Consider the following 24,873-nt stretch of genomic DNA (forward strand, 5'->3'; position numbering starts at 1 on the left):
TCGTTATTGCTGACCAAAAGTCTAACCTTATGTCCATTAGGATAAATTTTCTAATAGCTCTATTTGTGCTAATCTGTTTGCCGGGCCTCTGCCAGCAAAATATGGATTACGTGTCCATTCTAAAACGGGCATCAAAATATGATACCGGCGACCAACGCCCGTTACCACCGTTCACTTATGAATCTCCACATGACCCTCAGTTAGTTGCATTGCGGGAAAAGTTCAAGCTTGACTCAGTAGCGGGCTTTGGAAATGAAACATCAAGGCTTATTAACCTTTTGCATTGGGTACACAATAATGTTCATCACGATGGACAACATGAAAGCGGCATAGACCAGGAAAACGCGGATGAAATAATAAAAGTGACCCGGGCGAGAAACATAGGGGTTTCGTGTGGTGAACTGGCATCTGTACTAAATGATTGCTTCCTGGCGATGGGATGGCATTCAAGAAAGGTGTATTGTTTCCCAAAAGATAGTTTGAAAATTGATAATGATTCACATGTAATCAATATGGTTTATTTATCCTCAAAAAAGAAATGGATATGGCTTGATCCAACTAACGATGCCTATGTGATGGATGATGCCGGCAATCTGCTCAGCATAGCCGAGGTGCGGCAAAGGATAATTGACAATCAGCCTTTGGTGGTAAACCCGGATGCTAACTGGAACCACAGAACATCAACAGAAAAATCATTTTATTTGAATTACTACATGGCTAAAAATTTGTATCAGCTTTATTGCCCGGTCCGCAGTGAATATGATTATGAATCACATGGCAAACACGACACCATCATTTATATACACCTTTTGCCGCTGGATTTTTCAACGCAAAAACCTGATAAATATGAAAAATATAGTAACTATCTTAAAATGAATGTGGTAAATTACAGAACCAATAATCCTGAATTATTCTGGAAATTACCGGAGTAACTCATTACAAATTAATGCAATGGATTCATCTACTGCTCTGAATATCTTTCGGGAACACTTGAAAAGATACATCGATTTTAACGAAGCCGAATGGATACTGTTCAGCCAACACTTGAGCTTTGCTAAACTAAAGAAGAAGCATTATTTCGCTGAGTCCGGGAAAGTTTGCAACAAGGTAGGCTTCATTGTAAAAGGTTCAGTGCGCTATTTTCAAATCAAAGACGGCGAAGATATCACCGGTTACTTCAGTTTTGAGAATGAGTTTTTAAGCTCCTATAAAAGTTATCTTACGGGTTTACCTGGTCATGTGTATGTACAGGCATTGGAAGATTCCTTACTCATCACCTTTACCAGGAACGACATGGATGAAATGCTGAACGACCCGATGCTGGCCTATAAAATGGAGCGTTTTGGGCGACTAATCGCCGAGCACTATTTAATTTGCAATGAGGACCGTGTTACGGCCTTTGTAACCCAAACACCAGAGGAGCGCTATTTGGAGCTTCTGAACACCGGTCGCGAGATCCTACAACGCATGCCACAGCATTATATCGCCAACTATCTCGGTATTACGCCTGTTTCGCTATCTAGGATCAGGAAGAGAATATTGGAAACAGTTCGTTGATTTCGGATTTCGGAATTTCGATTTCGGAATTATTTTACCAAATGAGATAAATCCGAAATCCCAAATCCGACTTCCGACATCTTCTATTTTCTTATCTTTTGTTAACGTTTTAGATAACACGGCCCCGGTACCTTTGTATATATCAAAACGAAAAGAACTATGCATACCATATTAGGAGCCGGCGGGCCAGTAGCAAGTGCACTTGTCCGCGAATTAGCAAACAACAAAGAAACCATACGCCTGGTTAGCCGCAAGCCTATCCAGCCATCAACACCAAACGCTACCTGGCAAAAAGCTGATCTGTTAAATTATAACGAACTGCTTGCTGCTTCAAAAGGCTCAAGTGTGATCTACCTGACAGCCGGATTAGTATACGACAAAACTGTTTGGCAGCAACAATGGCCTGTCATCATGCAAAACTTTATCAACCTTGGCAAAGAAACCGGCGCACGACTGATCTTCTTCGACAACGTATACTCCTACGGACTTGTTAACGGACCAATGCTGGAAACTACACCGTATAATCCATGCAGTGTAAAGGGTGAAGTTCGTGCTAAAATTGCTACTAAATTTATGGATGAAGCAAAGGCCGGTAATATCACTGCAACCATCGCCGCGGTGCTGATTTTTACGGAACTGAGAATATGAACAGCTTTCTGGATATGATGGTATTGGATAAATTCGCCAAAAAGCAAAGCGCCCAATGGATTGGCAATCCGAATAAATTGCACAACTTCAGCTATATTCCTGATATGGGTAAAGGCATGTTCCTGTTAGGGCAAAATCCCAGCAGCGATAACCAGATATGGCACATGCCTACTGCTGCGCCAATGACCGGAAAGCAATTCATTGAGCTCGCAGCAAGCATTTACGATGTCAACCCCAAATTTATGGCTGTGAGCAAGACCATGCTTTGGTTATACGGTCTTTTCGTTAAAGTAGTGATGGGTACGGTTGAAATGTATTACCAATACAACCACGATTACAACTTCAATTCAGACAAGTTTGAAAAAGCGTTTAACTATAAACCCACCTCTTATAAAGATGGGTTTAAGCTGATGTCGAAGACTATTTATAAAAAATAATGCTAATAGTTTAGACTAAAATAGAGAGCGCAAAGAAATCAGTCCAAATATTATCGTCAAAATAACACCAACAATGGAAACTATATAAGAAACTATATTCCTTCGCTCCTGTCCTTCCATAGATACTACCATTTGTTCGATTTCCTGCGAGAGCTGAATTAAAGAACTTCGGCCCAACTCAACATTCTTATCTATAAGAGACTGATTAATAATAGTTAGCAAATTGGCTTCTTTACTTGGAAGACCTAAAAATGGATTTTCATTTCTTGCCAAACGGATCAAATTAATTATCTTGGCTCTTGTATTATTGCTAACTGTCAAGTCAGTCATAAATGCTAGATTTTCGCTGCCTTTTGTGTCAAGGTAGTACAAACATTCTTCAAATAATGTACTTGCATTCTTATACTTATTTTTGAACCTGCCATGCTTTTCCATAAGAGTTTTAAAATCTAATTTTAATTCCTCCCATGACAGTTGATTTAATTGATCCCATGTTTGTCCTGCCGCGCCTGTATTGCTAGTGTCATTGATAGAGGTGACTTTAAGTATCGCTCTAAAAAAATGCCGCTTAAAATAGTACAATCTGATCTGAGGATAAGGCCAAATAATGTATAAGAAATATAAAATTGCTAGTATTATTAAACTTGGTATTGCCCATGTTGGCAAAGAAGTTAATTGATTAGTCATCGGTTTAGATCTAATTTTTTAAGTAAATCTAACTAAACCTTCTTAGATTGAAAAGTGACACCTATTTAAATACAACTTTAGCATTTACTCTTCGGTACTAATTTGCACATTTGCACATACGCACATCTGCACATCAAAATCACATCTGCACATCAAAAAATCATGATACACAAGAAAACAAGAACATACATACCACAAAATCTGGAGATCAAATGGGAAAACCTGGAACCCATCTTTAAGGAATTAACGGAGCGTCCGATCAACTCTGTTACGGAACTGGAACACTGGCTGCACGATCGCAGCGAACTGGAAGCCGCTTTGGAGGAAGATTTTGCCTGGCGTTATATCCGCATGACCTGCGATACTGCCAGCGAAGAACTACTGCAAAAATTTCAATATTTCGCTACAGAGATCGAGCCTAAAATTGCGCCTTACAGCAATGAACTGAATAAAAAACTAGTTGGCAGCGAATATGCGGATCAACTAGATGAAGAAAAATATTTTATCTACCTGCGTGGTGTAAAAAAGGCACTGGAACTCTTCAGGGAAGAAAATATCCCTATCCTGACCGAGATACAGGTAGAACAACAGAAATACCAGTCGATCACCGGGTCGATGTCTGTTCATATCGATGATAAGGAATTCACCCTGGAACAAGCTGCAGTTCGCTTAAAAGATACCGACCGCAGCAAGAGACAGGAAGCATGGGAGAAGATCACCACCCGTCGCTTGCAGGATAAAAATCAATTAAATAAGTTATTCGATATCCTGCGTGCACTGAGGCACAAGGTAGCTTTAAATGCCGGTTTTGAAAACTTCAGAGATTATATGTTCCAGGCGTTAGGGCGTTTTGATTATACGCCACAGGATTGCTATGCTTTTCATGAGGCGATACAGAGAGAAGTGGTACCGATACTGGACGAGCAAGCCGGAAAACGCAAAACTGCTTTGGGTTTGGACAAACTGGAACCGTGGGACCTGGACGTAGATATTTCAGGCAAAGCGGCCTTGAAACCTTTTCAGAATGGCGGCGAACTGATCGAGAAATCTATTCAATGTTTCAGTAATATCAGTCGTTACCTGGGCGAGCGCCTGGAGATCATGAAGGATAACCAATTGTTCGATGTGGAAAGCCGTAAAGGCAAAGCCCCGGGTGGTTACAATTATCCACTGGCTGAAACCGGTGCACCATTTATCTTCATGAATTCAGCTAATACTTTCCGCGATCTGACAACGATGGTTCACGAAGGAGGGCACGCGGTACATACGTTCCTTACTGCTGATTTGGAACTAAACGATTTTAAGCATTGCCCATCAGAAGTTGCTGAACTGGCTTCTATGTCGATGGAATTGATTTCCATGGACAACTGGGATGTATATTTTGATAATGAAGAAGACCTGAAACGTGCGAAACGCGATCAGCTTTTTGATGTATTGAAAACCTTGCCTTGGGTGGCCGTTGTAGATCAATTTCAGCATTGGATATATACCAACCCGGATCATACCGATGAACAGCGTACAGAGGCCTGGCCGCAGATATTTGAAAACTTCGGTGCAAGCTTTGCCGATTGGAGCACGCATAAAGAAGCGGAAGCTAACCTGTGGCAAAAACAGCTGCATATTTTCGAAGTGCCATTCTATTACATCGAGTACGGTATGGCTCAATTAGGTGCAATCGCCGTTTGGAAAAACTACAAGGAAAACCCGGAGAGAGGCTTAGCCCAATACTTGGAAGCTCTGAAATTGGGCTATACAAAAACCATCAAAGAAATTTATGAAACAGCAGGCATCAAATTTGATTTCAGCGCTGATTATGTTAAGGAGCTGGCTGAATTTGTGAAGAGTGAAATGGATAAGTTGTAATCTCAGTCTACATTGTCAGGTCTTATAAACAAAAAGGCCTTCTGCTTATAACAGAAGGCCTTTTTGTTATTTAAAGTGTATAATCCTTATTTGGAATAAGGAACATTAAATGTTCCGTTAGTTACAGATTTGAGTAAAAGCGCGGGATTACTATTTGGTGTTGATGCCAAATCTCCTTTGAATGTGCCCTGAATTGATGTAGAATTGACAGCGTTTATAGTGACAGTTACCACATTTGAACTGCCTGGGTTATTTATAAACTCTGCAGATGAATTGGTTATGTTTACTACAGCTTGATCTGCCTGATCGCTGGCGGTAAAAATGTAAGTTTTACCGGTAGTAGGCGTTGAATTTAAAATAATAGAAATTGTTGAACCATCTGCCGCCTGACCCGTAATATTTGTTAAAGATGAACCCTGAACTATTAGCGAAGCCGCCGCGGCATTGGTATTAAAGCTAGTTGGCTTTCCATCTACAGTAGCTGTGATAAAATAAGAAGGTTTTTCATCTTTCTTGTTGCAGGAATTTAAAGTGATTGCAACAAATGCCAGGGATAATAAAGCAACATTTTTAATTGTCTTCATCGTCAAGATTTATAAGGTTAGTGTAATAAAATTATTTCCTGACCTGGGAAAAAAGGAATAAAAAATCCGGCCATATTCTCTACAACCGGATTTTTTATTAATCATATCTCAAGTATTATGGATGAGTTTGAATATTTACGTGGAACTTGCCATTAGCGATAGATTTAGTACCTGTGCTGTTTTGTACCAGGCCTTTAAACGTACCATCTATAGTAGTTGAGGTTACCGACGTAATGGTTACACTTGGTAAATTTGAGGTATCATCATCGTCATTTAAATAGTCGTCCTCAGAAGTTGCCGATGTTGCGTATACAAATAATGGCATGTCATTTTCACTGGCTGCAGCATCGCTGTAGGTTTTACCGGCAGTCACGGCTCCAGACAGGGTCATAGATAACATAGCTCCGCCGGATGTGCTGCCTTGTATATTGGTAAAGGTTACACCACCTACAGAACCTTGCAGTGCCGCCGCATTGACGTTGAAGCTGGTAGCAGTGCCGTCAACAGTTGCTGTAATTGACACAGCAGGTTTTTCGTCCTTCTTTTTGCAGGAATTTAATGTAATTACTGAGAGAGAAATGGCCATTACAGCCAGCGTTTTAATTGTTTTCATTCTTGTAACAAGATTTAAGTTATTTATTATTTTGCTAATTATACGAATTTTTAGTAAATAGGTTATAACTTATACTAAAAAAAATTTCGCACAAAAACAATGAATAAATTATTCAGACATTATAGGCATCGCATTGTCGCCTAAGTGTAAAATAGGACATTATTATTACACATAAAATACTTATTATCAGACAATTAATAAGCAACTTAAATTACTTATTGTAATTATATTAAACTATTTACCGTTTTAGACAGTTTATATAAGTAATATGAAGAAACTAATTATAATATTTGCCATACTGTTTTCGGTGAATGCAGTATTCGGCCAATCGTTAAAGTCAGTCAAGCTTGATAGCCTGGTAAACGTTTCATTACCATCATCTTATACTCAAAAAGATACACTGGGTCAGCAGATTTACACTGCTAATTCTGATCTTGGTTACATGATCGCCATTCGCCAGGCGAATGCAAAGGGCAATCAACCGCTACAAAAAGAAAATGATCTTAACGCCGTTCTAAAAAAATACATTCAGGGCATACAAACCCAAAGTGGTAACGGTAGCACACAAAACATCCGTGATACCACAATTGGCAGATTGAAGGCCAAAGCTTTCACATTGGTTCAGAATGATCCTAACGGTGAAACGCAGTACCGCAACTTTATTTTACTGTATACACAGGATGCCACTTATACATTTGAATTTGGCTATGGCGATTCAAGAAAAGACTTGATAAAGGATGAATCAAAGGCCTACTTTGCATCCATCAAACTTTCGCCTGAATTGCAGCGAAATGATCAGTATGTAGATACCCGTCCGCAAACACCTAACAGTACTTATACGGTGATCGAAATTGCAGGCGGTATAGTACTTATCGGATTGATAGCCTGGCTGGTATTCCGGAAAAGAGATAGTGGTCAGTTTGCTTAACCAAGCAGCCCTTTTTGCCAACTGGGCCGTTGAATAAAACTTTTGTTATCGAGCCACCAGAGCCAGATAACTGTCAGGATTACCCCGATAACTGACCCGGCGGTAACATCCTCAAAAAAATGTTCGCTTAGATACATACGCGAATAACCTACCATAACAGCAATGAGTAAGAACACAGGCCCCCAGGCCTTGTTCTTACTCCAATAGGTGAAAATCACTGCCAGGGTAAATGCTGAAACCGTATGTCCAGATGGAAAGCTATGTAAACTCAAAATTTCAACTGCTTTAACAAAATGGATCTTACTGAGCTGATCTTTAAAATAAAGCTTCGGTCGCGGCGCATCAAAAATATATTTGATTATTTGTGCTGAAATAGATGTGACCGCATAAGACGATGCTACAATCAATGCTTTCCTATAATTGAACAGTGTTAGTATTGCTGCTATAGCTACAGCTGTCCATCCGTTTCCGATGTCGGTTATATAAGGTTCAATCCAATCAACAAATGGATCGTAATGTGCATTAACAGCAAAGTAGATCTCCGATTTGGTGTAAACCAATTTGATCACCAGGCAAATGCATAAGATCACTAAATAAGGGATCAAAAACGTTTTTATACGTCTCAATACCTCATTCATACTCGTTTTCATGGGCGCAAGTTAATAGAAAATCTGCTATGTAATTCAATGCAAAAAAATAGTTATGTTTGGGCTTGCTCTAATCAATTAACTGCATGTCGAAAGGTATCTTCCGTAAAAAATCGATTGAAAAGATTTTATATGATTCTGAAAGAGGCTATGGCGATCACGAACACACCGGCCAAAAGCTAAACAGGGCATTGCGGGTTAAAGACCTTACTTTTCTGGGCATAGCGGCAGTTATCGGTACAGGGGTATTCACTGCGATTGGTTCCGCAAGCTATCACGGCGGACCGGCAGTAATCCTTCTGTTTACGTTCACAGCAGTCGCCTGCGGTTTTGCAGCTTACTGTTATGCTGAATTTGCATCGGCTGTGCCTGTTGCAGGGAGCGCTTACACTTACTCCTACATTGCCTTTGGTGAAATATTCGCCTGGATCATTGGCTGGGATCTGTTGATGGAATATGCTATCGGCAACATCGCCGTGGCTATATCCTGGAGCCAGTATTTCGTCCGTGTTCTATCCGGTTTTAATATCCATATCCCCTCCTGGATGACGATGGACTATGTTACCGCACACTCAGGTTATGAAGAAGCCTTAAAAGAAATTGGCAAAGGAACTCCGCTAAATAGATTGAGTGATACTTTGCAAAATTCTTACGAAGCATGGATGCATGCGCCAGGCTCCGGTGATGTGCGGGTTATCATGAATATCCCTGCCTTACTTATAGTGGTGCTGATCACTTACATCGTATACATTGGTATCCGCGAATCAAAGAAGGCTAACAATATCATGGTACTAACTAAATTGGGCATCATAGTTTTAGTAATCATTGCAGGCGCATTTTATATCAAACCTGTTAACTGGGCCAACTTTATGCCTAATGGTTTCTCTGGTGTTATGAAAGGCGTATCGGCAGTATTCTTTGCCTATATAGGTTTTGATGCGATATCTACGACAGCGGAAGAATGTGAAAGGCCACAGCGAGACTTGCCCAAAGCAATGTTCAATACGCTGATTATTTGTACTGTGCTTTATATTATCCTCGTATTGGTGCTGACTGGCATGACACACTTCAGCAAACTGAATGTCGCCGACCCCCTGGCTTTTGTATTTGAAGATCAGAATTCAAAAGCAGCCAATTGGGTAGCGGGTATTATATCGGTAAGCGCTATTGTAGTGATTGCATCTGTATTATTGGTGTATCAGCTAGGCCAACCACGCATATGGATGAGTATGAGCCGTGATGGTTTATTGCCAAAAGTATTCTCACGCATTCACCCTAAATATCATACACCTTCATTTTCAACTATTTTAACTGGTTTTGTTGTTGCTGTACCAGCCTTATTCCTCAACCTGGATGTGGTTTTGGCGCTGACCAGCATCGGTACTTTATTTGCCTTTGTACTGGTGTGCGGCGGCGTTTTGATGCTAAACAGTCAACCGGAGAATAAACAACATGCAAAATTCAAGGTGCCTTATGTTAATGGTAAATATATAGTCCCGGTTCTGTTCATTATTACTTTAACCTGCATTTTGATATTTGTCCCCGGCTATTTCGGCAGTTTGCTTACCAAAGAAGGTATTCCGATGCTGATATTCTATACCGTGGCTGTCATCGTAACGATATTCACATTTATTAAAAGTTTTTCGCTGATACCTGTGCTTGGATTGCTCAGTTGTTTCTATCTTATGTCGCAGGAAAGCGCCACCAACTGGGCCCGTTTTGTGATCTGGCTGGTTGTGGGCCTATTTATCTATTTCGGATACAGCTACAGGAACAGCGCCTTAAATAAGTGGAACGTCAAAAAGATCGAGGGTTTAGAATAAAAGGTTGTTGTTAGCTATAAAAGCTGCTTATTCGGGATTTTGCTTTATCATTTTAACATATCCCTATGAAGAATATAAGCTACATTGATATCATTGGCTACTTAGCTGCTTTCGGTACCACCGTTTCCTTTTTACCGCAGGCCATCAAAACCATTCAAACCAAAGACACTTCGGGCATCTCGCTATATATGTATATGCTGTTTACGGCAGGTACATTTTTCTGGCTGATGTATGGTGTGTTGAGCCACAGCCTGCCTGTAGCAATTGCGAATGCCATTACATTTATATTCGCGAGTATTATATTGGCTTATAAGATCAGGTATAAGTGAAGGTTGGAAAGGTTATAGAAGTTGTAATGGTTGTATTGGTTAAAAAAAGTTGAAAACGAAAAGAGGTAATAACCTTTACAACCTCTCTAACAATTACAACTACTACAACTAAACATCACCCACCAATCCTTTGAATATCAACCACCTCCGGATCGGTAAGCATCAACGGTACTTTTTCCACCGTTACAAAACTCAGATCAAGACCAAAACCGCGTTCTTCAGATAAACTAGCTTGTTTGAGGTAATTATAAAATATCATAACCACACGCTCATAAAACGATAGCTTATGCGACCGGGATAATACCTTCTCGATCACTACAAACCTGAAATCGCCTACAATTTTATGTTTATTTAATGATTTATAGGTGCTGGTAATATTTACCTCGCCTTTTTTAACCAGGTCTTCCACCACTTTTCTGAATAACAGGTTGATCTGCTGTTCAACACGGAATCCTAGTTTGAAATCGATACGGATCACTTTATTCGGCACCAGGAAGGTTACTTCATATTCTCTTCTGTATGGCTCGTCTACCACATCAACGTGTACCAGCCAATAAACATCGGCCCGTTTAGGCTGCTTTTGAAGTATAGAATAGATGATCTTCGATTCCACCTCCGAATCAAAATTTGCACTAGTAAGGTATACCAATTGGGAAGCATATTTTGGAACACTTTCGTCCTCGCTCAGTTCTTTCAATATCGTGTAATAATCCTCGATATTGATAAACTTCACATAGCGGTTCCTGATCTTACGGGCGATGTGCCATGTCCACATAATGGCAAACAACAGCGCACCCACAGATAAAGTGAACCAGCCGCCATGGACGAACTTAACCAGGTTACCCGACAGGAAGGTTACTTCGATAAGTAAATACACCGCCAGGAATATCCAAATGACATAAGGTGGAAATTTGCGTTTCGCCAGGAATTTAGACACCAGGATGGTAGTCATCAGCATGGCTACGGTAATACTTAAACCGTAAGCCGCACCCATCCTGTCTGAATGTTTAAACAGTAAAACTACCCCAATACAGCCAGCGCATAGCAGCCAGTTAACACTGGGCACATATAATTGTCCCTTTTGTTCAGTCGGGTAATTGATCTTTACTTTCGGCCATAAGTTAAGTCGAACCGCTTCAGCAATAAGCGTAAACGAACCTGAAATCAATGCCTGGCTGGCAATGATCGCAGCGACGGTAGCTATAGCGATACCATATATCAAAAACCGGTGAGGCATGATCTCGAAAAAAGGATTATGTATACTCAGATCGGGTAAATGATCTTTGTTGTTCAGCAGCCATACCCCCTGTCCCAAATAATTGAGGACGAGGCAACTTTTCACGTATATCCAGCTGATCCGTATATTGTTTCGTCCACAATGCCCCAGGTCCGAGTAAAGTGCTTCGGCCCCTGTTGTACACAGGAAGACGGCACCTAATATCAAAAATGCATCGTAATTATGGCTGGTCAGCAATGCCAGGGCGTAATAAGGATTTAAAGCTTTAATAATGGAAGGCATTTGTACGATATAAGACAGGCCAAGTGCTCCAACCATCGTAAACCAGAGAAACATAACCGGGCCAAAAGCTTTGCCCACCAACGAAGTCCCCAATTGCTGTATAATGAACAATGCAGCTATGATAATAATAACAATGGGCACCGTTTGCAAATGCGGAAATTCAATGGTAAGACCCTCAATGGCTGCGGATATGGTAATTGGCGGGGTAATAATACCATCAGCCAATAATGCGCAACCACCAATAACCGCAGGTATGATGAGCCATTTAGCTTTACGCCTTACCAGCGAGAACAATGAAAAAATGCCACCTTCACCCTTGTTATCCGCTTGTAAGGTGATCACCACATATTTTAAAGTTGTTTGCAGCGTGAGTGTCCAGAAGATACAGGATATCCCGCCTAATATCAACAACTCTGAAGGTGCCTGAGTTTGAGTACCTACAATTTCTTTAAAAACGTAAAGCGGAGAGGTACCGATATCACCATAAATTATACCAAGACTTATGAGAAGGCCGGCAAGTGATAGCTTTTGAAGGTCTTTATGCATTTTTAGCGTTAAAAGTCATTAACTTAATTGCTACTAAATTTATAACTCTTAGTGTTATCCTTACATTATAAATTTCGGCAAATATTCAATAATAAAACTCATTTTGTTAAATTTTGTTAAAATATTCTTTAAAAGGTATTTGGTATTAATTCCTTGCTACATTATTTCTATTTTTGTAAAAGAGATTAGAGCATGAGGCAAAACTATACTAATATTTTTTCGTGGTTAATACTGCTTGCGCTTGCATTAACCATCAATATTGCCTTTGCTTTTCAAGCCAACAGATCAGATACAACGGTACATCTTGCCAAATCCAAACTCGGTACTACTAAGTCTTCTTATTCAAAAAACGGTCTGCATTTAGCCCTGCCGCCATTAAAACCGGCTGTTACATCCACTGCAAAAATAAATGTGATCCGTACCGACGATAAGCTGCTTACCGACGTCCAGGTTTATCCAAACCCGGTTACCGATCAGATCAATATCAAATACGTTTTGTCCCGTAATGCCTTAGTTACTGTTAAAGTAATGGACGTATTAGGCAACGAAGTAATGACCCTGGTATCTCAAAGGATCGGAGTTGGCGAACAAAGCTTCACCTACCCCATCAGTAATAAACTCTCACGCGGCTTTTACTTTATCCGCGTAGTTGCCGGGACTGAATCGGTGATTAAGAGGATTTCTGTGTTGTAGTTGAATTAGTTGTAGCAGTTGTATTGGTTGTACTGGTTAAAGCAGTTTAAACCAATTTACTTATATGTCCTACAACTACAACCAATACAACTGCTACAACCAATAAAACCAATAAAACCTCTCCAACCAATCGCAACCAATCACTACCTTTGGCATTTTACAACTACTATGAAAATAATTGCCATAGGCCGCAACTACGCCGAGCATGCTAAAGAGCTGAACAATCCTGTTCCTACTACACCTGTGATATTTATGAAGCCCGACACAGCGATACTAAAAGATAACAAGCCTTTTTATCATCCTGATTTTTCTGAGGATGTCCATCATGAGATCGAGCTTGTTTTAAAGATCAGCAAGGAAGGAAAACATATTAGCGAAAATTTTGCGGGTAATTATTTTGAAGAGATCGGTTTAGGGGTTGATTTTACAGCACGTGACATTCAGCAGCGCCATAAAGAAAAAGGTCTGCCCTGGGAACTGGCTAAAGGATTCGATGGATCAGCGCCGATAAGCAATTTTGTACCTAAAGCAAACTTTAAGGATTTATATAATTTAAATTTCAAACTCGACATAAACGGGCAACTGCGTCAGCACGGAAATACCAAAGACCTTTTATTCTCTTTTGAACGTATAATAGCCTTTGTATCAAGATATATCACACTCAAAAAAGGCGACCTGATTTTTACCGGCACTCCCGAAGGTGTAAGCAGGGTAAAAATAGGCGACCGCCTTGAAGGTTATATTGAAGATGTGAAAATGCTTGATTTTTACGTTAAATAAGCATGTTTAAAAAATTTATTGTCTTTTATGCTGCCTGTTTAGGCTTTGCCTTGAACTGCTTTGCGCAGGCTCCCATTCAAACACAGCAGTATCCAAAAAACTTTTTCCGCTACCCGTTGGACCTGCCGCCAAGCACGGCTGGTTCTTTTGGCGAGTTGCGTCCCGAGCATTTTCACTCAGGGCTTGATTTTAAAACGAATGGACGTACCGGCTATCCGGTTCATGCGGCTTATGATGGTTATATTTCACGTTTGCGGGTTCAGTTTGGCGGCTTTGGAAATGCCATCTATGTGACTCATCCCAATGGATTTACAACGGTTTATGGGCACATTGAACGTTTTGATCCAAAGCTGGAGGAAATAGTGCGCAAACAACAATACGAGACACAAAGCTTTGAGGTCGATTTTAAATTGCCTCCTACGCAAGCCATGGTTTGCAAGGATGATGTGATCGCCTGGTCGGGTAATGCGGGTGCTTCTGCGGGTCCTCACTTACATTTCGAAATAAGAGATACTCAAACCGAACAAACTATCAACCCACAATTGTTTGGGTTGACGATACCTGATCATGTTCCCCCTACTTTGGGTACTATTTGCGTTTATCACCTGGGCGATGCTCCTTTCAGCGAAAAAACATCGAGACAATTTTTTGCGGTGAAAGGCGCAGCAGGGCATTATCATTTGCTGAAACCACAAGTGATCAATGTAAATGGTGAAACCGGCTTTGGTATCACAGCGACCGATATGAATAGCACTTCATTCAATCACAATGGTATCTACTCTATCGAACTAAAAGTTGACGGTACAACTGTTTACACTTTTGCTGTGGAACGTTTTGCTTTTGATCAGACGCACTCTATCAACGCGTACATTGATTATCCCACTTTTTTAAGCTCACACCGTTTCATCCAAAAATGTTTTATACTTCCGGGCAGCAAGATCACCCTATATCCGCAATCAGTAAATCGTGGTGTAGTCAATTTTTCTGATGACGCGGTGCATGATGTAGAATATGTAGTAAAAGATATCGCTGGAAACACCTCGACTTTGGACATCAAGGTAAAATCAAGCTCAGTTAAAAGCGTTCCTACCCCCGCTCCTGCCGGAACAACATTATTTCATTACGATAAGCAGAATGAGTTTAATGCTGATAATCTGAAAGTGGTTGTACCCGTTGGCAATTTATATGACGATCTGAACTTTACTTATTCCACTTCACCGGCCAAACCGGGCATGTATTCAGCTATACATCATATCCATAACCACTTTACACCTATCAATGACACTTTCGAGATCTGGATAAAACCTGACGATAAAATTGGCGATAAAATAGGCAAAGCGGTCATCATGAATGCCAATGGCGTTTGTGAAGGCGGAACCTACGATAACGGTTATCTAAAAGCCAGTGCTCGTACTTTTGGCGATTATTATATCCGTATCGATTCCGTTCCACCGGTTATTCATCCGCTCAATATTAAAAACGGCAGCAACATGGCCAAGATGCAGCGCATTGCCTTTAAGATCGGTGATAACATGTCGGGAATAAGAACCTACTCGGGCAAAATTGACGGCAAATGGGTGCTGATGGAATGGGATTATAAAACCAAAGTCCTTAGCTATAAGATCGACAAGGATCTGGCTTCGGGTAAACATATATTTGACTTAACCGTTACTGATAATAAGGATAATATTTCGCAATTTTCCGCATATTTTTTCAAATAATATGGCAATTCCAAAAGAGGGTGAAAAAGCCCCCGATTTTACAGCAAAAGACCAAAATGGCAATACCGTTTCATTATCCGATTTCAAGGGCAAAAATGTGATACTGTACTTTTACCCGCAGGACAATACCCCGACCTGCACCAATGAGGCATGCAACTTCCGCGATAATTATCAATCGTTACTCAGCAAAGGTTTTTCGGTGATTGGCGTAAGTCCTGATACAGAAAAATCGCATAAAAAATTTGAGACGAAGTTTAACCTGCCATTCCCGCTCATAGCTGATCCCGACAGGAAAATTGTTGAAGCATATGGCCTTTGGGCGGAGAAAATGATGTTCGGCCGGAAATACATGGGCGTACTACGTACCACTTTTATCATCGACCCAAAAGGGAAGATCCTGAAGGTGATTGATAAAGTTGAAAGCAAAAACGCGTCGCAGCAGGTGCTTGACCTGCTACAATAAAAGATTTTTAATTATTTTCGCCTTAATTACTGGTAAATCATAAATAATAATACATGTCGGTACAGGTTGATGATGCAGAAATATTACGCAAGTTCCAGGATGAGAAAACCCGAAACGAAGCTTTTAACCTGCTATTAAAAAAATACCAGCAAAAGCTCTACTGGCATATCCGCCGAATGGTGATAGACCATGACGATGCGGATGACCTGATCCAGGATACTTTTGTAAAGGTTTGGAAAAACCTGCCGGGTTTCCGCAGCGATGCCCAGCTATACACCTGGATGTATCGTATTGCCACCAATGAGTGCATTACTTTTCTGAACAAGAAAAAACAGAAAAATAACATACCGCTGGATGATGTATCTTATGAACTGGCTGATACACTGGCTGATTCAGGTTATTTTAATGGTGACCAGGCACAGATGAAATTGCAGCAGGCAATTTTGACTTTGCCTGAAAAACAGCGGCTCGTATTTAACATGAAGTACTACGATGACATGAAGTATGAAGAGATGTCGGAAGTGCTGGGGACCAGTGTTGGTGCGCTAAAGGCCTCTTTTCACCTTGCTGTGAAAAAAATTGAATCATTTTTACTATCAAAGGATTAAATTTTAAATTTACTTTAAACCTTTTGGAATCAGATTCATCTATATACCGATATGAACAGCGAAAGAGGAAATAGAGAATGGCTTGACGAATATATGTCACTTAAACAGGTTAATCCAAATAACCCGTTTACAGTGCCTGATGGCTATTTTGATGAACTGGAGCAGCAGATCGTGTCATATATTAAGTTAGATGAGTTAAAGACCGGCTCTCCTTCAAATGGGTTTGCTGTGCCCGAAAATTATTTCGACGAGTTAAGTAACAACATCAAAGCCCGCATCGCAATTGAAGAAGCTGCTGATAAAGAAGCTACCGGATTTACTGTTCCCGAAGGTTATTTTGATGAATTAAGCCAAAACATTCAAAGCCGCATTACAGTGGAAGAGGCTTTAGATAAATCGGAGGATGCATTTACCGTGCCGCAAGGCTATTTTGATGAGTTAAGCCAAAATATTCAAAGCCGGATTGCGGTAGAAGAAGCTTTAGATAAATCGGAGGACACATTCTCGGTGCCGAAAGGCTACTTTGAAGAGTTGAGTCAAAACATCCGGAGCCGTATTGCAGTTGAAGAAGCCTTAAACCAGGAAGAATCATTTGCTGTTCCGGATGGATATTTTGATAAGCTTACCGCAAACATTCTTGATAAAACGGTTAATCAACCAGCCGAAAAGAAAGAAGTTGTAAAACAAAAGAAAGGTATTGTAAGGCAGCTATTTGCTTCATCAACGTTCAAATACGCTACTGCAGCCTGTCTGACTTTGGGTGTTGCTGCAACTATACTTTTAACGCAGAATACTACCAGTGCACCAGAGGATCACGACCATTCTTTCTTACATAAATCATTGTCACAGGTGTCGGTTGATGATATCAAAGATTACATCCAATCGAATGTTGATCAGAATGATTCGCATGCTTTGATTGATGACAGTAAACAAGTTAACGCAGATAATTTAAGCAGCGATCTGCAGGATGAATTAGACACCAGTCAATAATATGTACAAACTGGCCAGATATATCTTTATCATATTCTTGTTTTTTGGTATTTGTACTAAATCGTTCGGCCAGGTGGTGAGGCCCCTGCTCCGGCGTCCGCAAAATTTCCAGGAAAGGGTAATACAGCGTCCCCAAAATCGTGGAGTCAACAGGATTGAATCGGTACGCGAACAATACATTAACCAGAGATTGAGTATGAGCCCGGAGCAAGGTCAGCGCTTTTGGCCGGTGTACAGGCGCTACAGACAATCTTTAAAAGAAATATTAAGAAAGAAACGTATCAATAACTCGGCTGATCAACCAAACGGAACCGATCAGATCAACCGGGAATTGTATTATGAAAGCGAGTTGGTTAATACCCGGAAATATTATACCGATGAATTTTTAAAGATACTGCCGCCTGAAAAAGTGAGTTTGATATTTAAGAGTGAACGCGATTTTAACGATGAGTTGCTCAAACAACTTACAGAGCGCAGTGAAGGTTTAAAGAATAACCCTTGATAGGATTTCTGAAGTCGGAATTTCGATTTCGGATTTAAGAGCCTTCGCATCAATAATAATTTTCACACTGTTTGTTTACCTTTCAGCACATTTTAGATTTCGATTAAGAATCTTGAAATTCGCATCAATTCCGAAATCGAAGTTCCGCAATCCGAAATCAAAACATGCTCACACTCCGCCAACTTTTTTTGGCTAACAATGCCCAAACAACTGATTTTCCACTTCTGCTCGAATTTGAACGCGCCGAAGGCATTTATATGTATGATGCCTCTGGCAAACCTTATATCGATTTGATATCAGGAATTGGCGTGAGCAGCCTGGGGCACAGTAATCCATATGTAATCAATGCCATTAAAGATCAGCTAGATAAATACATGCACCTGATGGTTTATGGCGAGTATGTACAAACACCTCAAGTACGTTTTGCTGAAAAGTTGGTATCAATTTTACCATCACCATTAAACTCTGTTTATTTTGTCAACTCCGGGGCCGAAGCAGTTGAAGGTGCACTAAAACTGGCTAAACGGTACACAGGTCGCAGCAACATTATCTCATGCTACAACTCCTATCATGGCAGCACCAATGGCGCTTTGAGTGTGATGGGCAACGAGGAATATAAACAAGCTTATCGACCACTACTTTCGGGTGTCAATTTTATCCGGTTCAATCACATGGGCGACCTGGAGTTAATAACAGAAGAAACGGCCTGTGTAATCATCGAAACTATACAGGGCGAAGCAGGTATCCGCGTACCCGATAAAGCTTACATGCAGGCTTTACGTCAGCGTTGTACTCAAACTGGCACCTTATTGATATTGGATGAAATACAAGCAGCGTTTGGTAGAACTGGAAAGCTATTCGCTTTTGAACATTTTGATATTGTACCAGATATATTGCTTTTAGCTAAAGCATTAGGTGGGGGTATGCCTGTTGGCGCATTCATTTCGTCCAATCAAATTATGGGTTCGCTTAAAGAAAATCCAATTCTGGGTCACATCACTACATTCGGGGGGCACCCTGTTTGCTGCGCTGCAGGGTTAGCTGCTTTGGAGGTTTTATTGAATGAAAATTTGGTTGAACAAGTAGAGGGTAAAGAAAACTTGTTTCGCGAGCTATTGGTGCATCCTGCTATAAAAGAAGTCCGCGGCAAAGGCTTGATGCTGGCTGTTGAACTGGAGAATTTCGATTTGAATAAAAAGATCATCGACCGCTGCATTGAAAACGGCGTTGTAGTCGACTGGTTCCTGCATTGCAGTAATTCCATGCGTATTGCGCCGCCTTTAATCATTAGCCATGATGAGACCAGGAAAGCCTGTGCAGTAATTCTTGAAGCCATCAATCATTACACATCATAAAAAAACCGGCTCCATTCGGAAGCCGGCTCGGTGTTATTTTGAGAGGTAATAATCCTTATTATTAATGCAGCGTGATCGCTTTCACAAAATTCCCGCTGGCATCAAACCGGACGAGGTATTTCGTCGTGTTTGCATCTATAAATACCAGGTAAGCCGTTACGGTGCCATTTAGCTTAACGGTATAAGCCGCGTCGAATACGTAAGCAGGATAAGTAGTCGTTAAATAAGTACCTACATTGGCAGGTAGATCAGATTGTGCCAGTGCAGTATGAGTTATCACATGAGGATAAACCTGTACCCGCTTGATAAATGTTCCGTCATTAGTAAACTGTGTTACAAACACGCCATTATCCACACTCACCACCACATAGCTGCTATCCCTGTTTAATAAAACATGCTTTAAAGTATCGCTAGGATAATTGCTGCTGAAATACGTAGTGATCGTTACCGGCAATGAAGTTATTGCGATAGTATCACGGTGATGGCCGTCCCTGTTATCAAAGCAACCTCCTTCGTGCCAGCCTCTTCCGTTTAAGTCACCTCTTTCACGTTGTTCCAATACGCGGACAAACACACCATTTGCGTCAAATAATAGTCCGACAGGATTGTTGTCATAAGTGATCATCACCACATAGCCTTCCAGAGTGCCTGAACCGGTAGATATTTTATAGGCATGCTTAAAAGTAAAACCCGAATAATTGTCGGTAAGGTATTTGCCAATAGTATCGGGCAATGCGCTAAATGCTATGGTATCTGCCTTATCTCCGTGATGGCAGGTGTTTACAGCGTAAATGGTGTCCGTAGCTGACGCTGCTATTACCAGTGCCTGGTTATTGGTAAAGGCAGCCGATGACGTCAATGATGCTGAAGACGATCTACCTGGCGCTTCGTTTTTTTGACACGATGACCAAAAGAAACTTGCTGCTATTACTGCGAATAACAAATAACTGATCTTAGTAAGCTTTTTCATGATTTACAATTTTGGGGCTTGAAATTGTAGCCATTAAACATTAAATTAATTAGTATAACTAAGCTATCCGGCTAAAATGAAATAACGATGAAATTATCACTAAGAACATGGAAACCAGCCAATTCTAATTGATTTCTAATATTTGGCAATGTGAGCAGGACGTCCAGATTTCCCAATTGATAATAATTGCAGTAATTATTTCCTGAACACCTAACTTAGGATGATGATTTTCGATTTCCGCCTGAAAGTATTTTATGTTGTTGCACAAAAGCTCAGCTTTACAAAAGCCGCAAATGAGTTGTTTATCACCCAGCCTGCAGTCACCAAACACATCAAGGAATTAGAACATCAATTAAACCTTCAATTATTTAAACGCAACGGTAACACCATCACACTTACTACCGGTGGCAAGGTGTTACTACAATATGCTGAACGAATTTTCCATATCTATACTGATCTCGAAACCGAGCTTGCCCAACTAAATAATATTGAAGCAGGCACTGTTCATATTGGATCAAGCACCACAGTAGCACAAACCATTTTGCCGCGCTTGTTGGCTTTATTTAAGCAAACCTACCCGTCTATTTCATTCACGTTTATACAGGGTAATACCGATTACATTACTCAGCAGGTTTTGGATGAAAAAATTGATATCGCCATTGTTGAAGGTGCTGCCCATTATCCGCAAATTGCTTATACCCCATTTGCCAAAGATGAGATCGTATTGGTAACCCGTGCCAATAATCAACTGGCAAAAAAGGCTGAAATAAACCCCAAACAATTACTGAACATCCCGCTGGTTTTGCGCGAAGCCGGGTCAGGTACTTTGGATGTGATCTTTAATGCTTTGTCCGAAGTGCAGATCAACCCAAAAGATTTGCAAATAGAAATTCAACTGGAAAGCAGCATCGCCATAAAAGAATATCTCCTCTATTCAGAAACGGCCACTTTTCTTTCTATTCAATCAGTAATCCGTGAATTAAAATATAATGAACTGGCCATTATAGAAATTAAAGGTCTGGAAATATTCAGGACATTTGAATTTATCCAGCTACAGGGAAAATATACCAAGCTTACCGAGCTATTCAAGCGCTTTTGCACATCTAATTATAACCTAAAGTAATCTCATATTACTATTTATCATTTGATCTAAGTTATAATACAGAGGACCTTTGAGTGTTCATTTATAGATAAATCTTATGGCACTCATTACTACTGATATCTGCATTATAGGCGCCGGCCCTGTTGGTTTATTTGCTGTTTTTGAAGCCGGTTTACTCAAAATGCGCTGTCACCTTATCGACGTATTACCGCAAATTGGCGGACAGCTATCTGAAATATATCCGCAAAAACCGATCTACGATATCCCCGGTTTCCCAAGCATCAATGCGCAGCAATTGGTTGATGGTTTAATGAAACAGATTGCACCATTTAAGCCTACATTTTCATTGGGTGAAAGGGTTGAGCAATTGCATCAATTAGATGATTCTTCCTTTATAATACAGACTAATGACGCTACCGAAGTACATTGCAAAGCTGTAGTAATTGCAGGCGGTCTTGGTTGTTTTGAGCCAAGGAAACCGGCTATTGACCGACTGGAAGATTTTGAGGGAAAAGGCGTGGCCTATATGATAAAAAATCCCGAGGTCTACCGGAATAAAAGGGTAGTATTATCAGGCGGTGGCGACTCTGCATTGGACTGGACCATATTTTTAGCCGACATTTCATCCGAAGTAACACTAGTACATCGGGGCGACACCTTCAGAGGGTCACCTGATTCAGCTGAAAAAGTTTTTAACTTGGCAACGCAAGGGAAAATCAACCTGGTTCTACAATCACACATTACGGGCATACAGGGTAACGGGCATTTGAAGGAAGTAATTGTTGTAGACAGAAATAATGAAGAATCCGTTATCGAAGCGGATCATTTAATACCATTATACGGCCTTACTCCCAAACTGGGCCCGATTGCAGATTGGGGATTAAATATCAATCATTCGGCAATCGAAGTAAATACATTCGATTATTCTACCAATGTTCCGGGCATATATGCCATTGGTGATATCAATACGTATCCGGGTAAATTGAAACTTATCCTCTGCGGCTTTCACGAAGCAGCATTAATGGCCCAGAGCGCATTCAAACACGTTTACCCGGAACAAAAATTAAGTTTTAAATACACTACTGTTTATGGCGTAAGTGCTTTTTAATTATGATCACTTTAACTATTGAAGATAGAAATGGCCGCCGGGCGCCTGTTGAGATACCCGAAGACATAAACCTAAGCCTGATGGAAGTCTTAAAAGCTGCGGATCATCACATCCTGGCTACCTGTGGAGGTATGGCGCTTTGCGCAACCTGCCATTTGCAGGTTTTGGAAGGTCCTGAACACTATTTTCATCCATCGGATGCCGAACTTGATCTTTTGGATACCCTACCAGATGCCGGTCCGGATAGCAGATTGGCTTGTCAACTAAGGATCAGGGAAGACATGGATGGAATGATATTCCGCATACGCGGAGAAGAATGAATGCGACCTGTAGAAACAAATAAAGAGAGCAAGCTCTCTTTACAATAACTATTAACTGATCTTAAAAGCCGGAATAAAGAACGGGACGATGATTTGAAATTCTCCGGCGTTTTAACTGGCGCAAAGTTGCCCGTTCCGTTTTAAGTTAATGTTACCGCTACATGATGAATTGGTGTTTACATAAAATATAATGTTAACATTTTCAAGATATTAACACTTATCAAGAAGTATGTAAAGAGAATAATACCAAATAGAAATTTCTGTTATTCGGACTTTTGTTCAATTTCTACTTTTTGGCCGCAATAAGGACAAACAACCCATAGTTTTTCCAATTGGCTATAACATCTTTCACAAATAATTACTTTTTCAACTACGGATTTTATAAGGTTAGTTGTTCTAACAGTAAATACTTCAGGAATTTCTTTCAAAAAACTTGACTCGTTACCTTTTTGTGTGATTAAAAAAAGTTTGTCCTTTGCTCTGGTAATTGCAACATAAAATAGTCGTCTTTCTTCTTCCATTAAAAGATCATGATTTGCCTTTTTTATCACTTGAAAAATTCTGTCTTCAAGCCAAATATCTGGAAAACCGCCGTTTCCCTCTGTCAAGCCAATAATGAAAACAACTTTTGCTTCAAGTCCTTTTGAAGCGTGAATAGTTTTTCCTTGAACACGGACATTCTCATTCCTAAATCTATTAGAATATGGTATAAACATCTTGCTTCTTCTATATAAAAACAAAATTTCGTCGTTACTTATCCCATCATCTAATATTTCATTGACTTTGTCAAAACAGAATTGAATATTTTCTTCTTCGGTGTTGCCTGAGTAAACTACAATTTTATGTTCCGATTTTTTTGATGCATGAACGTCTTTGTCAACTTTGAATTTGTTGTGCTTGATAACTTCGTTACTTGCACCAACAATGTTTTGCGTACTACGATAATTCAAGTTAAGTTTTATTGTTCTGGCGTTTGCAAAGTGGCTTTCAAATTCAACAATGTAGCTCACGTTTGAACCCCTGAAACCATAAATACTTTGCCAATCATCACCGACACAAAACAATTGTGTTTTATCGGTTAATAAAAGTTTGATAAGCTCGACTTGCAAATTGTTAACATCCTGAAATTCATCAACTAAAATGTAATCAAATTTAGTTCTGTATTTATTAGCTATGTCGTGTTGGTTCTGGAATAAAGAAGCGCTTTTGGAAATTAAATCATTAAAGTCTAAATACGATTTGTTGGTGCAATAGTTAATATAGTTTTTCACGATCGGGATTGCTAATTCATAAAAATTGCGAACCCTTTCGTGTTGGTCTTTCCTTGCATTTGCCAATACCGTATCAATCGGGATATTTTCAACTTTAATCATGTCGGTTATCCGCATAACCTGTTGTACGAAGTCTTTTACATCTTCATGATATCCGTTAAATTCTTCTATGAAATTTAATGAAACTGTTTGGTGATAGTTTGAAGGCAGTCTATTTTTAACAATTTTGTCTAAAGTATGATTGAACAAAGCAGAGTCTTTAGTCATACTTTCAAAAGTCTTGACTAAAAGCAAATTCCCTTTTTGAAATTGTTCTTCTTTATCTTTAGTTGAAAAACTTTTATCGCTGATGTGTTCAATATAGAGGTTTGCTTCAGGAATATAAAAATCCGGGTGAAACGAAAAATCTTTCACATTTAGCAATGGCTCATATTCATATTTGATGCTGTGTCGGTAAAACCAATCTGCAATAAATTGTTCAGACTTTGAACGAACTTTGATGCCATTAAGTGTTGTAAAATACTTCCCATCTCTCGGTAAGTACTTTGGGTCTGCTTGTTTTAAATGGATTTTGTCAATGATGTAATCAAGAATGTATCTTTTGAGCTTTAATAGATATTCTGTGTTCTCGCATTCTTCTATTAAAAGTTTGTGCATTACGTCAAAAGCTCTTTCAGGTGCAACATGTTTTGAAAGCTCATCTTCTTCATCACGTTTTTCATCACCAATAATTTTGAATTTGTTGTCAAATTCGTTTACACCGTAATTACGCAAAATGCTGTAACAAAAGCCGTGGAATGTCTTGACGG

The 24,873-nt window shown here is 40.0% G+C and carries 26 protein-coding genes; 19 read left to right on the forward strand and 7 right to left on the reverse strand.

Annotated features, from left to right (window positions below):
• The first annotated feature begins 101 nt into the window (after positions 1-101).
• From VIM89_RS07830 to VIM89_RS07845, 4 genes are all read left to right on the forward strand, one after another.
• Positions 102-932, forward strand: a complete 831-nt coding sequence (locus VIM89_RS07830; protein WP_488155591.1) for a transglutaminase domain-containing protein — start codon at positions 102-104, stop codon at positions 930-932.
• A 19-nt stretch (positions 933-951) separates the two neighbouring features.
• Positions 952-1,557 (forward strand): Crp/Fnr family transcriptional regulator, encoded by a 606-nt coding sequence (locus VIM89_RS07835; protein ID WP_488155592.1) that lies wholly within the window; start codon positions 952-954, stop codon positions 1,555-1,557.
• A 159-nt stretch (positions 1,558-1,716) separates the two neighbouring features.
• Positions 1,717-2,205, forward strand: coding sequence for an NAD(P)H-binding protein (locus VIM89_RS07840; RefSeq protein ID WP_488155593.1), 489 nt, complete (start codon positions 1,717-1,719; stop codon positions 2,203-2,205).
• Complete coding sequence (locus VIM89_RS07845) at positions 2,202-2,642, forward strand: Rossmann-fold NAD(P)-binding domain-containing protein (RefSeq protein ID WP_488155594.1); 441 nt, start codon at positions 2,202-2,204, stop codon at positions 2,640-2,642. Before VIM89_RS07840 ends, VIM89_RS07845 begins: the two co-directional genes overlap by 4 nt.
• Before the next feature lie 15 nt (positions 2,643-2,657).
• On the opposite strand, the gene VIM89_RS07850 is transcribed toward VIM89_RS07845, so the two are convergent.
• Complete coding sequence (locus tag VIM89_RS07850; RefSeq protein WP_488155595.1) at positions 2,658-3,329, reverse strand: hypothetical protein; 672 nt, start codon at positions 3,327-3,329, stop codon at positions 2,658-2,660.
• 162 nt (positions 3,330-3,491) lie between these two features.
• On the opposite strand from VIM89_RS07850, the gene VIM89_RS07855 reads away from it, so the two are divergent.
• The gene (locus tag VIM89_RS07855) at positions 3,492-5,192 is read left to right on the forward strand and encodes a M3 family oligoendopeptidase (protein ID WP_488155596.1); all 1,701 of its coding nucleotides are present in this window, start codon (positions 3,492-3,494) and stop codon (positions 5,190-5,192) included.
• 86 nt (positions 5,193-5,278) lie between these two features.
• Here the strand turns inward: VIM89_RS07855 and VIM89_RS07860 are convergent, their stop codons facing one another.
• Positions 5,279-5,776 (reverse strand): hypothetical protein, encoded by a 498-nt coding sequence (locus VIM89_RS07860; RefSeq protein ID WP_488155597.1) that lies wholly within the window; start codon positions 5,774-5,776, stop codon positions 5,279-5,281.
• Between the two features lie 115 nt (positions 5,777-5,891).
• On the reverse strand, positions 5,892-6,389 hold the full coding sequence (locus tag VIM89_RS07865) for a hypothetical protein (protein ID WP_488155598.1): 498 nt from the start codon (positions 6,387-6,389) through the stop codon (positions 5,892-5,894).
• Between the two features lie 268 nt (positions 6,390-6,657).
• Here VIM89_RS07865 and VIM89_RS07870 point away from each other — a divergent pair, with 268 nt between their 5' ends.
• Entirely contained in the window at positions 6,658-7,317 is a 660-nt protein-coding gene (locus VIM89_RS07870) for a hypothetical protein (RefSeq protein ID WP_488155599.1), read from the forward strand.
• On the opposite strand, the gene VIM89_RS07875 is transcribed toward VIM89_RS07870, so the two are convergent.
• On the reverse strand, positions 7,314-7,967 hold the full coding sequence (locus VIM89_RS07875; RefSeq protein WP_488155600.1) for a phosphatase PAP2 family protein: 654 nt from the start codon (positions 7,965-7,967) through the stop codon (positions 7,314-7,316). The two genes, VIM89_RS07870 and VIM89_RS07875, sit on opposite strands and share 4 nt — an antisense overlap.
• 83 nt (positions 7,968-8,050) lie before the next feature.
• Here VIM89_RS07875 and VIM89_RS07880 point away from each other — a divergent pair, with 83 nt between their 5' ends.
• Complete coding sequence (locus tag VIM89_RS07880) at positions 8,051-9,787, forward strand: amino acid permease (protein ID WP_488155601.1); 1,737 nt, start codon at positions 8,051-8,053, stop codon at positions 9,785-9,787.
• Between the two features lie 65 nt (positions 9,788-9,852).
• On the forward strand, positions 9,853-10,116 hold the full coding sequence (locus tag VIM89_RS07885; RefSeq protein ID WP_488155602.1) for a SemiSWEET transporter: 264 nt from the start codon (positions 9,853-9,855) through the stop codon (positions 10,114-10,116).
• A 115-nt stretch (positions 10,117-10,231) separates the two neighbouring features.
• On the opposite strand, the gene VIM89_RS07890 is transcribed toward VIM89_RS07885, so the two are convergent.
• Positions 10,232-12,181 (reverse strand): KUP/HAK/KT family potassium transporter, encoded by a 1,950-nt coding sequence (locus tag VIM89_RS07890; RefSeq protein WP_488155603.1) that lies wholly within the window; start codon positions 12,179-12,181, stop codon positions 10,232-10,234.
• 192 nt (positions 12,182-12,373) lie between these two features.
• Here VIM89_RS07890 and VIM89_RS07895 point away from each other — a divergent pair, with 192 nt between their 5' ends.
• From VIM89_RS07895 to VIM89_RS07930, 8 genes are all read left to right on the forward strand, one after another.
• Positions 12,374-12,874: a T9SS type A sorting domain-containing protein gene (locus VIM89_RS07895; protein ID WP_488155604.1), complete on the forward strand. Its 501-nt coding sequence runs from the start codon at positions 12,374-12,376 to the stop codon at positions 12,872-12,874.
• A gap of 168 nt (positions 12,875-13,042) precedes the next feature.
• Entirely contained in the window at positions 13,043-13,654 is a 612-nt protein-coding gene (locus tag VIM89_RS07900) for a fumarylacetoacetate hydrolase family protein (protein ID WP_488155605.1), read from the forward strand.
• A gap of 2 nt (positions 13,655-13,656) precedes the next feature.
• Complete coding sequence (locus VIM89_RS07905) at positions 13,657-15,375, forward strand: M23 family metallopeptidase (protein ID WP_488155606.1); 1,719 nt, start codon at positions 13,657-13,659, stop codon at positions 15,373-15,375.
• Between the two features lies 1 nt (position 15,376).
• Positions 15,377-15,838 carry a thioredoxin-dependent thiol peroxidase gene (gene bcp, locus VIM89_RS07910; RefSeq protein ID WP_488155607.1) on the forward strand — a complete coding sequence of 154 codons (462 nt, stop codon included), beginning with the start codon at positions 15,377-15,379 and terminating at the stop codon, positions 15,836-15,838.
• A gap of 53 nt (positions 15,839-15,891) precedes the next feature.
• On the forward strand, positions 15,892-16,446 hold the full coding sequence (locus tag VIM89_RS07915) for an RNA polymerase sigma factor (RefSeq protein WP_488155608.1): 555 nt from the start codon (positions 15,892-15,894) through the stop codon (positions 16,444-16,446).
• Between the two features lie 51 nt (positions 16,447-16,497).
• Positions 16,498-17,436, forward strand: coding sequence for a hypothetical protein (locus tag VIM89_RS07920; RefSeq protein ID WP_488155609.1), 939 nt, complete (start codon positions 16,498-16,500; stop codon positions 17,434-17,436).
• A gap of 1 nt (position 17,437) precedes the next feature.
• Positions 17,438-17,938, forward strand: coding sequence for a hypothetical protein (locus tag VIM89_RS07925; protein WP_488155610.1), 501 nt, complete (start codon positions 17,438-17,440; stop codon positions 17,936-17,938).
• Between the two features lie 164 nt (positions 17,939-18,102).
• Complete coding sequence (locus VIM89_RS07930; protein WP_488155611.1) at positions 18,103-19,293, forward strand: aspartate aminotransferase family protein; 1,191 nt, start codon at positions 18,103-18,105, stop codon at positions 19,291-19,293.
• 61 nt (positions 19,294-19,354) lie between these two features.
• Here VIM89_RS07930 and VIM89_RS07935 read toward each other — a convergent pair whose 3' ends face one another.
• Complete coding sequence (locus tag VIM89_RS07935; RefSeq protein WP_488155612.1) at positions 19,355-20,263, reverse strand: PepSY-like domain-containing protein; 909 nt, start codon at positions 20,261-20,263, stop codon at positions 19,355-19,357.
• Positions 20,264-20,483: 220 nt separating this feature from the next.
• Between VIM89_RS07935 and VIM89_RS07940 the strand changes: the two genes are divergently transcribed.
• The 3 genes from VIM89_RS07940 (at position 20,484) to VIM89_RS07950 (ending at position 22,793) form a co-directional block, all read left to right on the forward strand.
• A complete protein-coding gene (locus VIM89_RS07940; RefSeq protein WP_488155613.1) occupies positions 20,484-21,386 on the forward strand; it encodes a LysR substrate-binding domain-containing protein in 903 nt (300 codons plus the stop codon).
• A gap of 76 nt (positions 21,387-21,462) precedes the next feature.
• Positions 21,463-22,473: an NAD(P)/FAD-dependent oxidoreductase gene (locus VIM89_RS07945; protein ID WP_488155614.1), complete on the forward strand. Its 1,011-nt coding sequence runs from the start codon at positions 21,463-21,465 to the stop codon at positions 22,471-22,473.
• Positions 22,474-22,475: 2 nt separating this feature from the next.
• Positions 22,476-22,793 carry a 2Fe-2S iron-sulfur cluster-binding protein gene (locus tag VIM89_RS07950; RefSeq protein ID WP_488155615.1) on the forward strand — a complete coding sequence of 106 codons (318 nt, stop codon included), beginning with the start codon at positions 22,476-22,478 and terminating at the stop codon, positions 22,791-22,793.
• 263 nt (positions 22,794-23,056) lie between these two features.
• Here the strand turns inward: VIM89_RS07950 and VIM89_RS07955 are convergent.
• Positions 23,057-24,873, reverse strand: a 1,817-nt coding sequence (locus VIM89_RS07955) for a UvrD-helicase domain-containing protein (protein ID WP_488155616.1), incomplete at its 5' end; no start/stop codon positions are given.

The sequence above is a fragment of the Mucilaginibacter sp. genome, from assembly GCF_036568825.1.
Lineage (GTDB): Bacteria > Bacteroidota > Bacteroidia > Sphingobacteriales > Sphingobacteriaceae > Mucilaginibacter.

Excerpts from the sequence above, each read along its gene's own strand:
- VIM89_RS07915 (WP_488155608.1), top strand. The coding sequence starts at position 15,892 with ATGTCGGTACAGGTTGATGATGCAGAAATATTACGCAAGTTCCAGGAT.
- VIM89_RS07895 (WP_488155604.1), top strand. The coding sequence starts at position 12,374 with ATGAGGCAAAACTATACTAATATTTTTTCGTGGTTAATACTGCTTGCG.
- VIM89_RS07830 (WP_488155591.1), top strand. The coding sequence starts at position 102 with ATGGATTACGTGTCCATTCTAAAACGGGCATCAAAATATGATACCGGC.
- VIM89_RS07835 (WP_488155592.1), top strand. The coding sequence starts at position 952 with ATGGATTCATCTACTGCTCTGAATATCTTTCGGGAACACTTGAAAAGA.
- VIM89_RS07950 (WP_488155615.1), top strand. The coding sequence starts at position 22,476 with ATGATCACTTTAACTATTGAAGATAGAAATGGCCGCCGGGCGCCTGTT.
- VIM89_RS07840 (WP_488155593.1), top strand. The coding sequence starts at position 1,717 with ATGCATACCATATTAGGAGCCGGCGGGCCAGTAGCAAGTGCACTTGTC.
- VIM89_RS07930 (WP_488155611.1), top strand. The coding sequence starts at position 18,103 with ATGCTCACACTCCGCCAACTTTTTTTGGCTAACAATGCCCAAACAACT.
- VIM89_RS07920 (WP_488155609.1), top strand. The coding sequence starts at position 16,498 with ATGAACAGCGAAAGAGGAAATAGAGAATGGCTTGACGAATATATGTCA.
- VIM89_RS07845 (WP_488155594.1), top strand. The coding sequence starts at position 2,202 with ATGAACAGCTTTCTGGATATGATGGTATTGGATAAATTCGCCAAAAAG.
- VIM89_RS07925 (WP_488155610.1), top strand. The coding sequence starts at position 17,438 with ATGTACAAACTGGCCAGATATATCTTTATCATATTCTTGTTTTTTGGT.
- VIM89_RS07940 (WP_488155613.1), top strand. The coding sequence starts at position 20,484 with ATGATGATTTTCGATTTCCGCCTGAAAGTATTTTATGTTGTTGCACAA.
- VIM89_RS07855 (WP_488155596.1), top strand. The coding sequence starts at position 3,492 with ATGATACACAAGAAAACAAGAACATACATACCACAAAATCTGGAGATC.
- VIM89_RS07905 (WP_488155606.1), top strand. The coding sequence starts at position 13,657 with ATGTTTAAAAAATTTATTGTCTTTTATGCTGCCTGTTTAGGCTTTGCC.
- VIM89_RS07850 (WP_488155595.1), bottom strand. The coding sequence starts at position 3,329 with ATGACTAATCAATTAACTTCTTTGCCAACATGGGCAATACCAAGTTTA.
- VIM89_RS07865 (WP_488155598.1), bottom strand. The coding sequence starts at position 6,389 with ATGAAAACAATTAAAACGCTGGCTGTAATGGCCATTTCTCTCTCAGTA.
- VIM89_RS07870 (WP_488155599.1), top strand. The coding sequence starts at position 6,658 with ATGAAGAAACTAATTATAATATTTGCCATACTGTTTTCGGTGAATGCA.
- VIM89_RS07875 (WP_488155600.1), bottom strand. The coding sequence starts at position 7,967 with ATGAAAACGAGTATGAATGAGGTATTGAGACGTATAAAAACGTTTTTG.
- VIM89_RS07890 (WP_488155603.1), bottom strand. The coding sequence starts at position 12,181 with ATGCATAAAGACCTTCAAAAGCTATCACTTGCCGGCCTTCTCATAAGT.
- VIM89_RS07900 (WP_488155605.1), top strand. The coding sequence starts at position 13,043 with ATGAAAATAATTGCCATAGGCCGCAACTACGCCGAGCATGCTAAAGAG.
- bcp (WP_488155607.1), top strand. The coding sequence starts at position 15,377 with ATGGCAATTCCAAAAGAGGGTGAAAAAGCCCCCGATTTTACAGCAAAA.
- VIM89_RS07860 (WP_488155597.1), bottom strand. The coding sequence starts at position 5,776 with ATGAAGACAATTAAAAATGTTGCTTTATTATCCCTGGCATTTGTTGCA.
- VIM89_RS07935 (WP_488155612.1), bottom strand. The coding sequence starts at position 20,263 with ATGAAAAAGCTTACTAAGATCAGTTATTTGTTATTCGCAGTAATAGCA.
- VIM89_RS07880 (WP_488155601.1), top strand. The coding sequence starts at position 8,051 with ATGTCGAAAGGTATCTTCCGTAAAAAATCGATTGAAAAGATTTTATAT.
- VIM89_RS07945 (WP_488155614.1), top strand. The coding sequence starts at position 21,463 with ATGGCACTCATTACTACTGATATCTGCATTATAGGCGCCGGCCCTGTT.
- VIM89_RS07885 (WP_488155602.1), top strand. The coding sequence starts at position 9,853 with ATGAAGAATATAAGCTACATTGATATCATTGGCTACTTAGCTGCTTTC.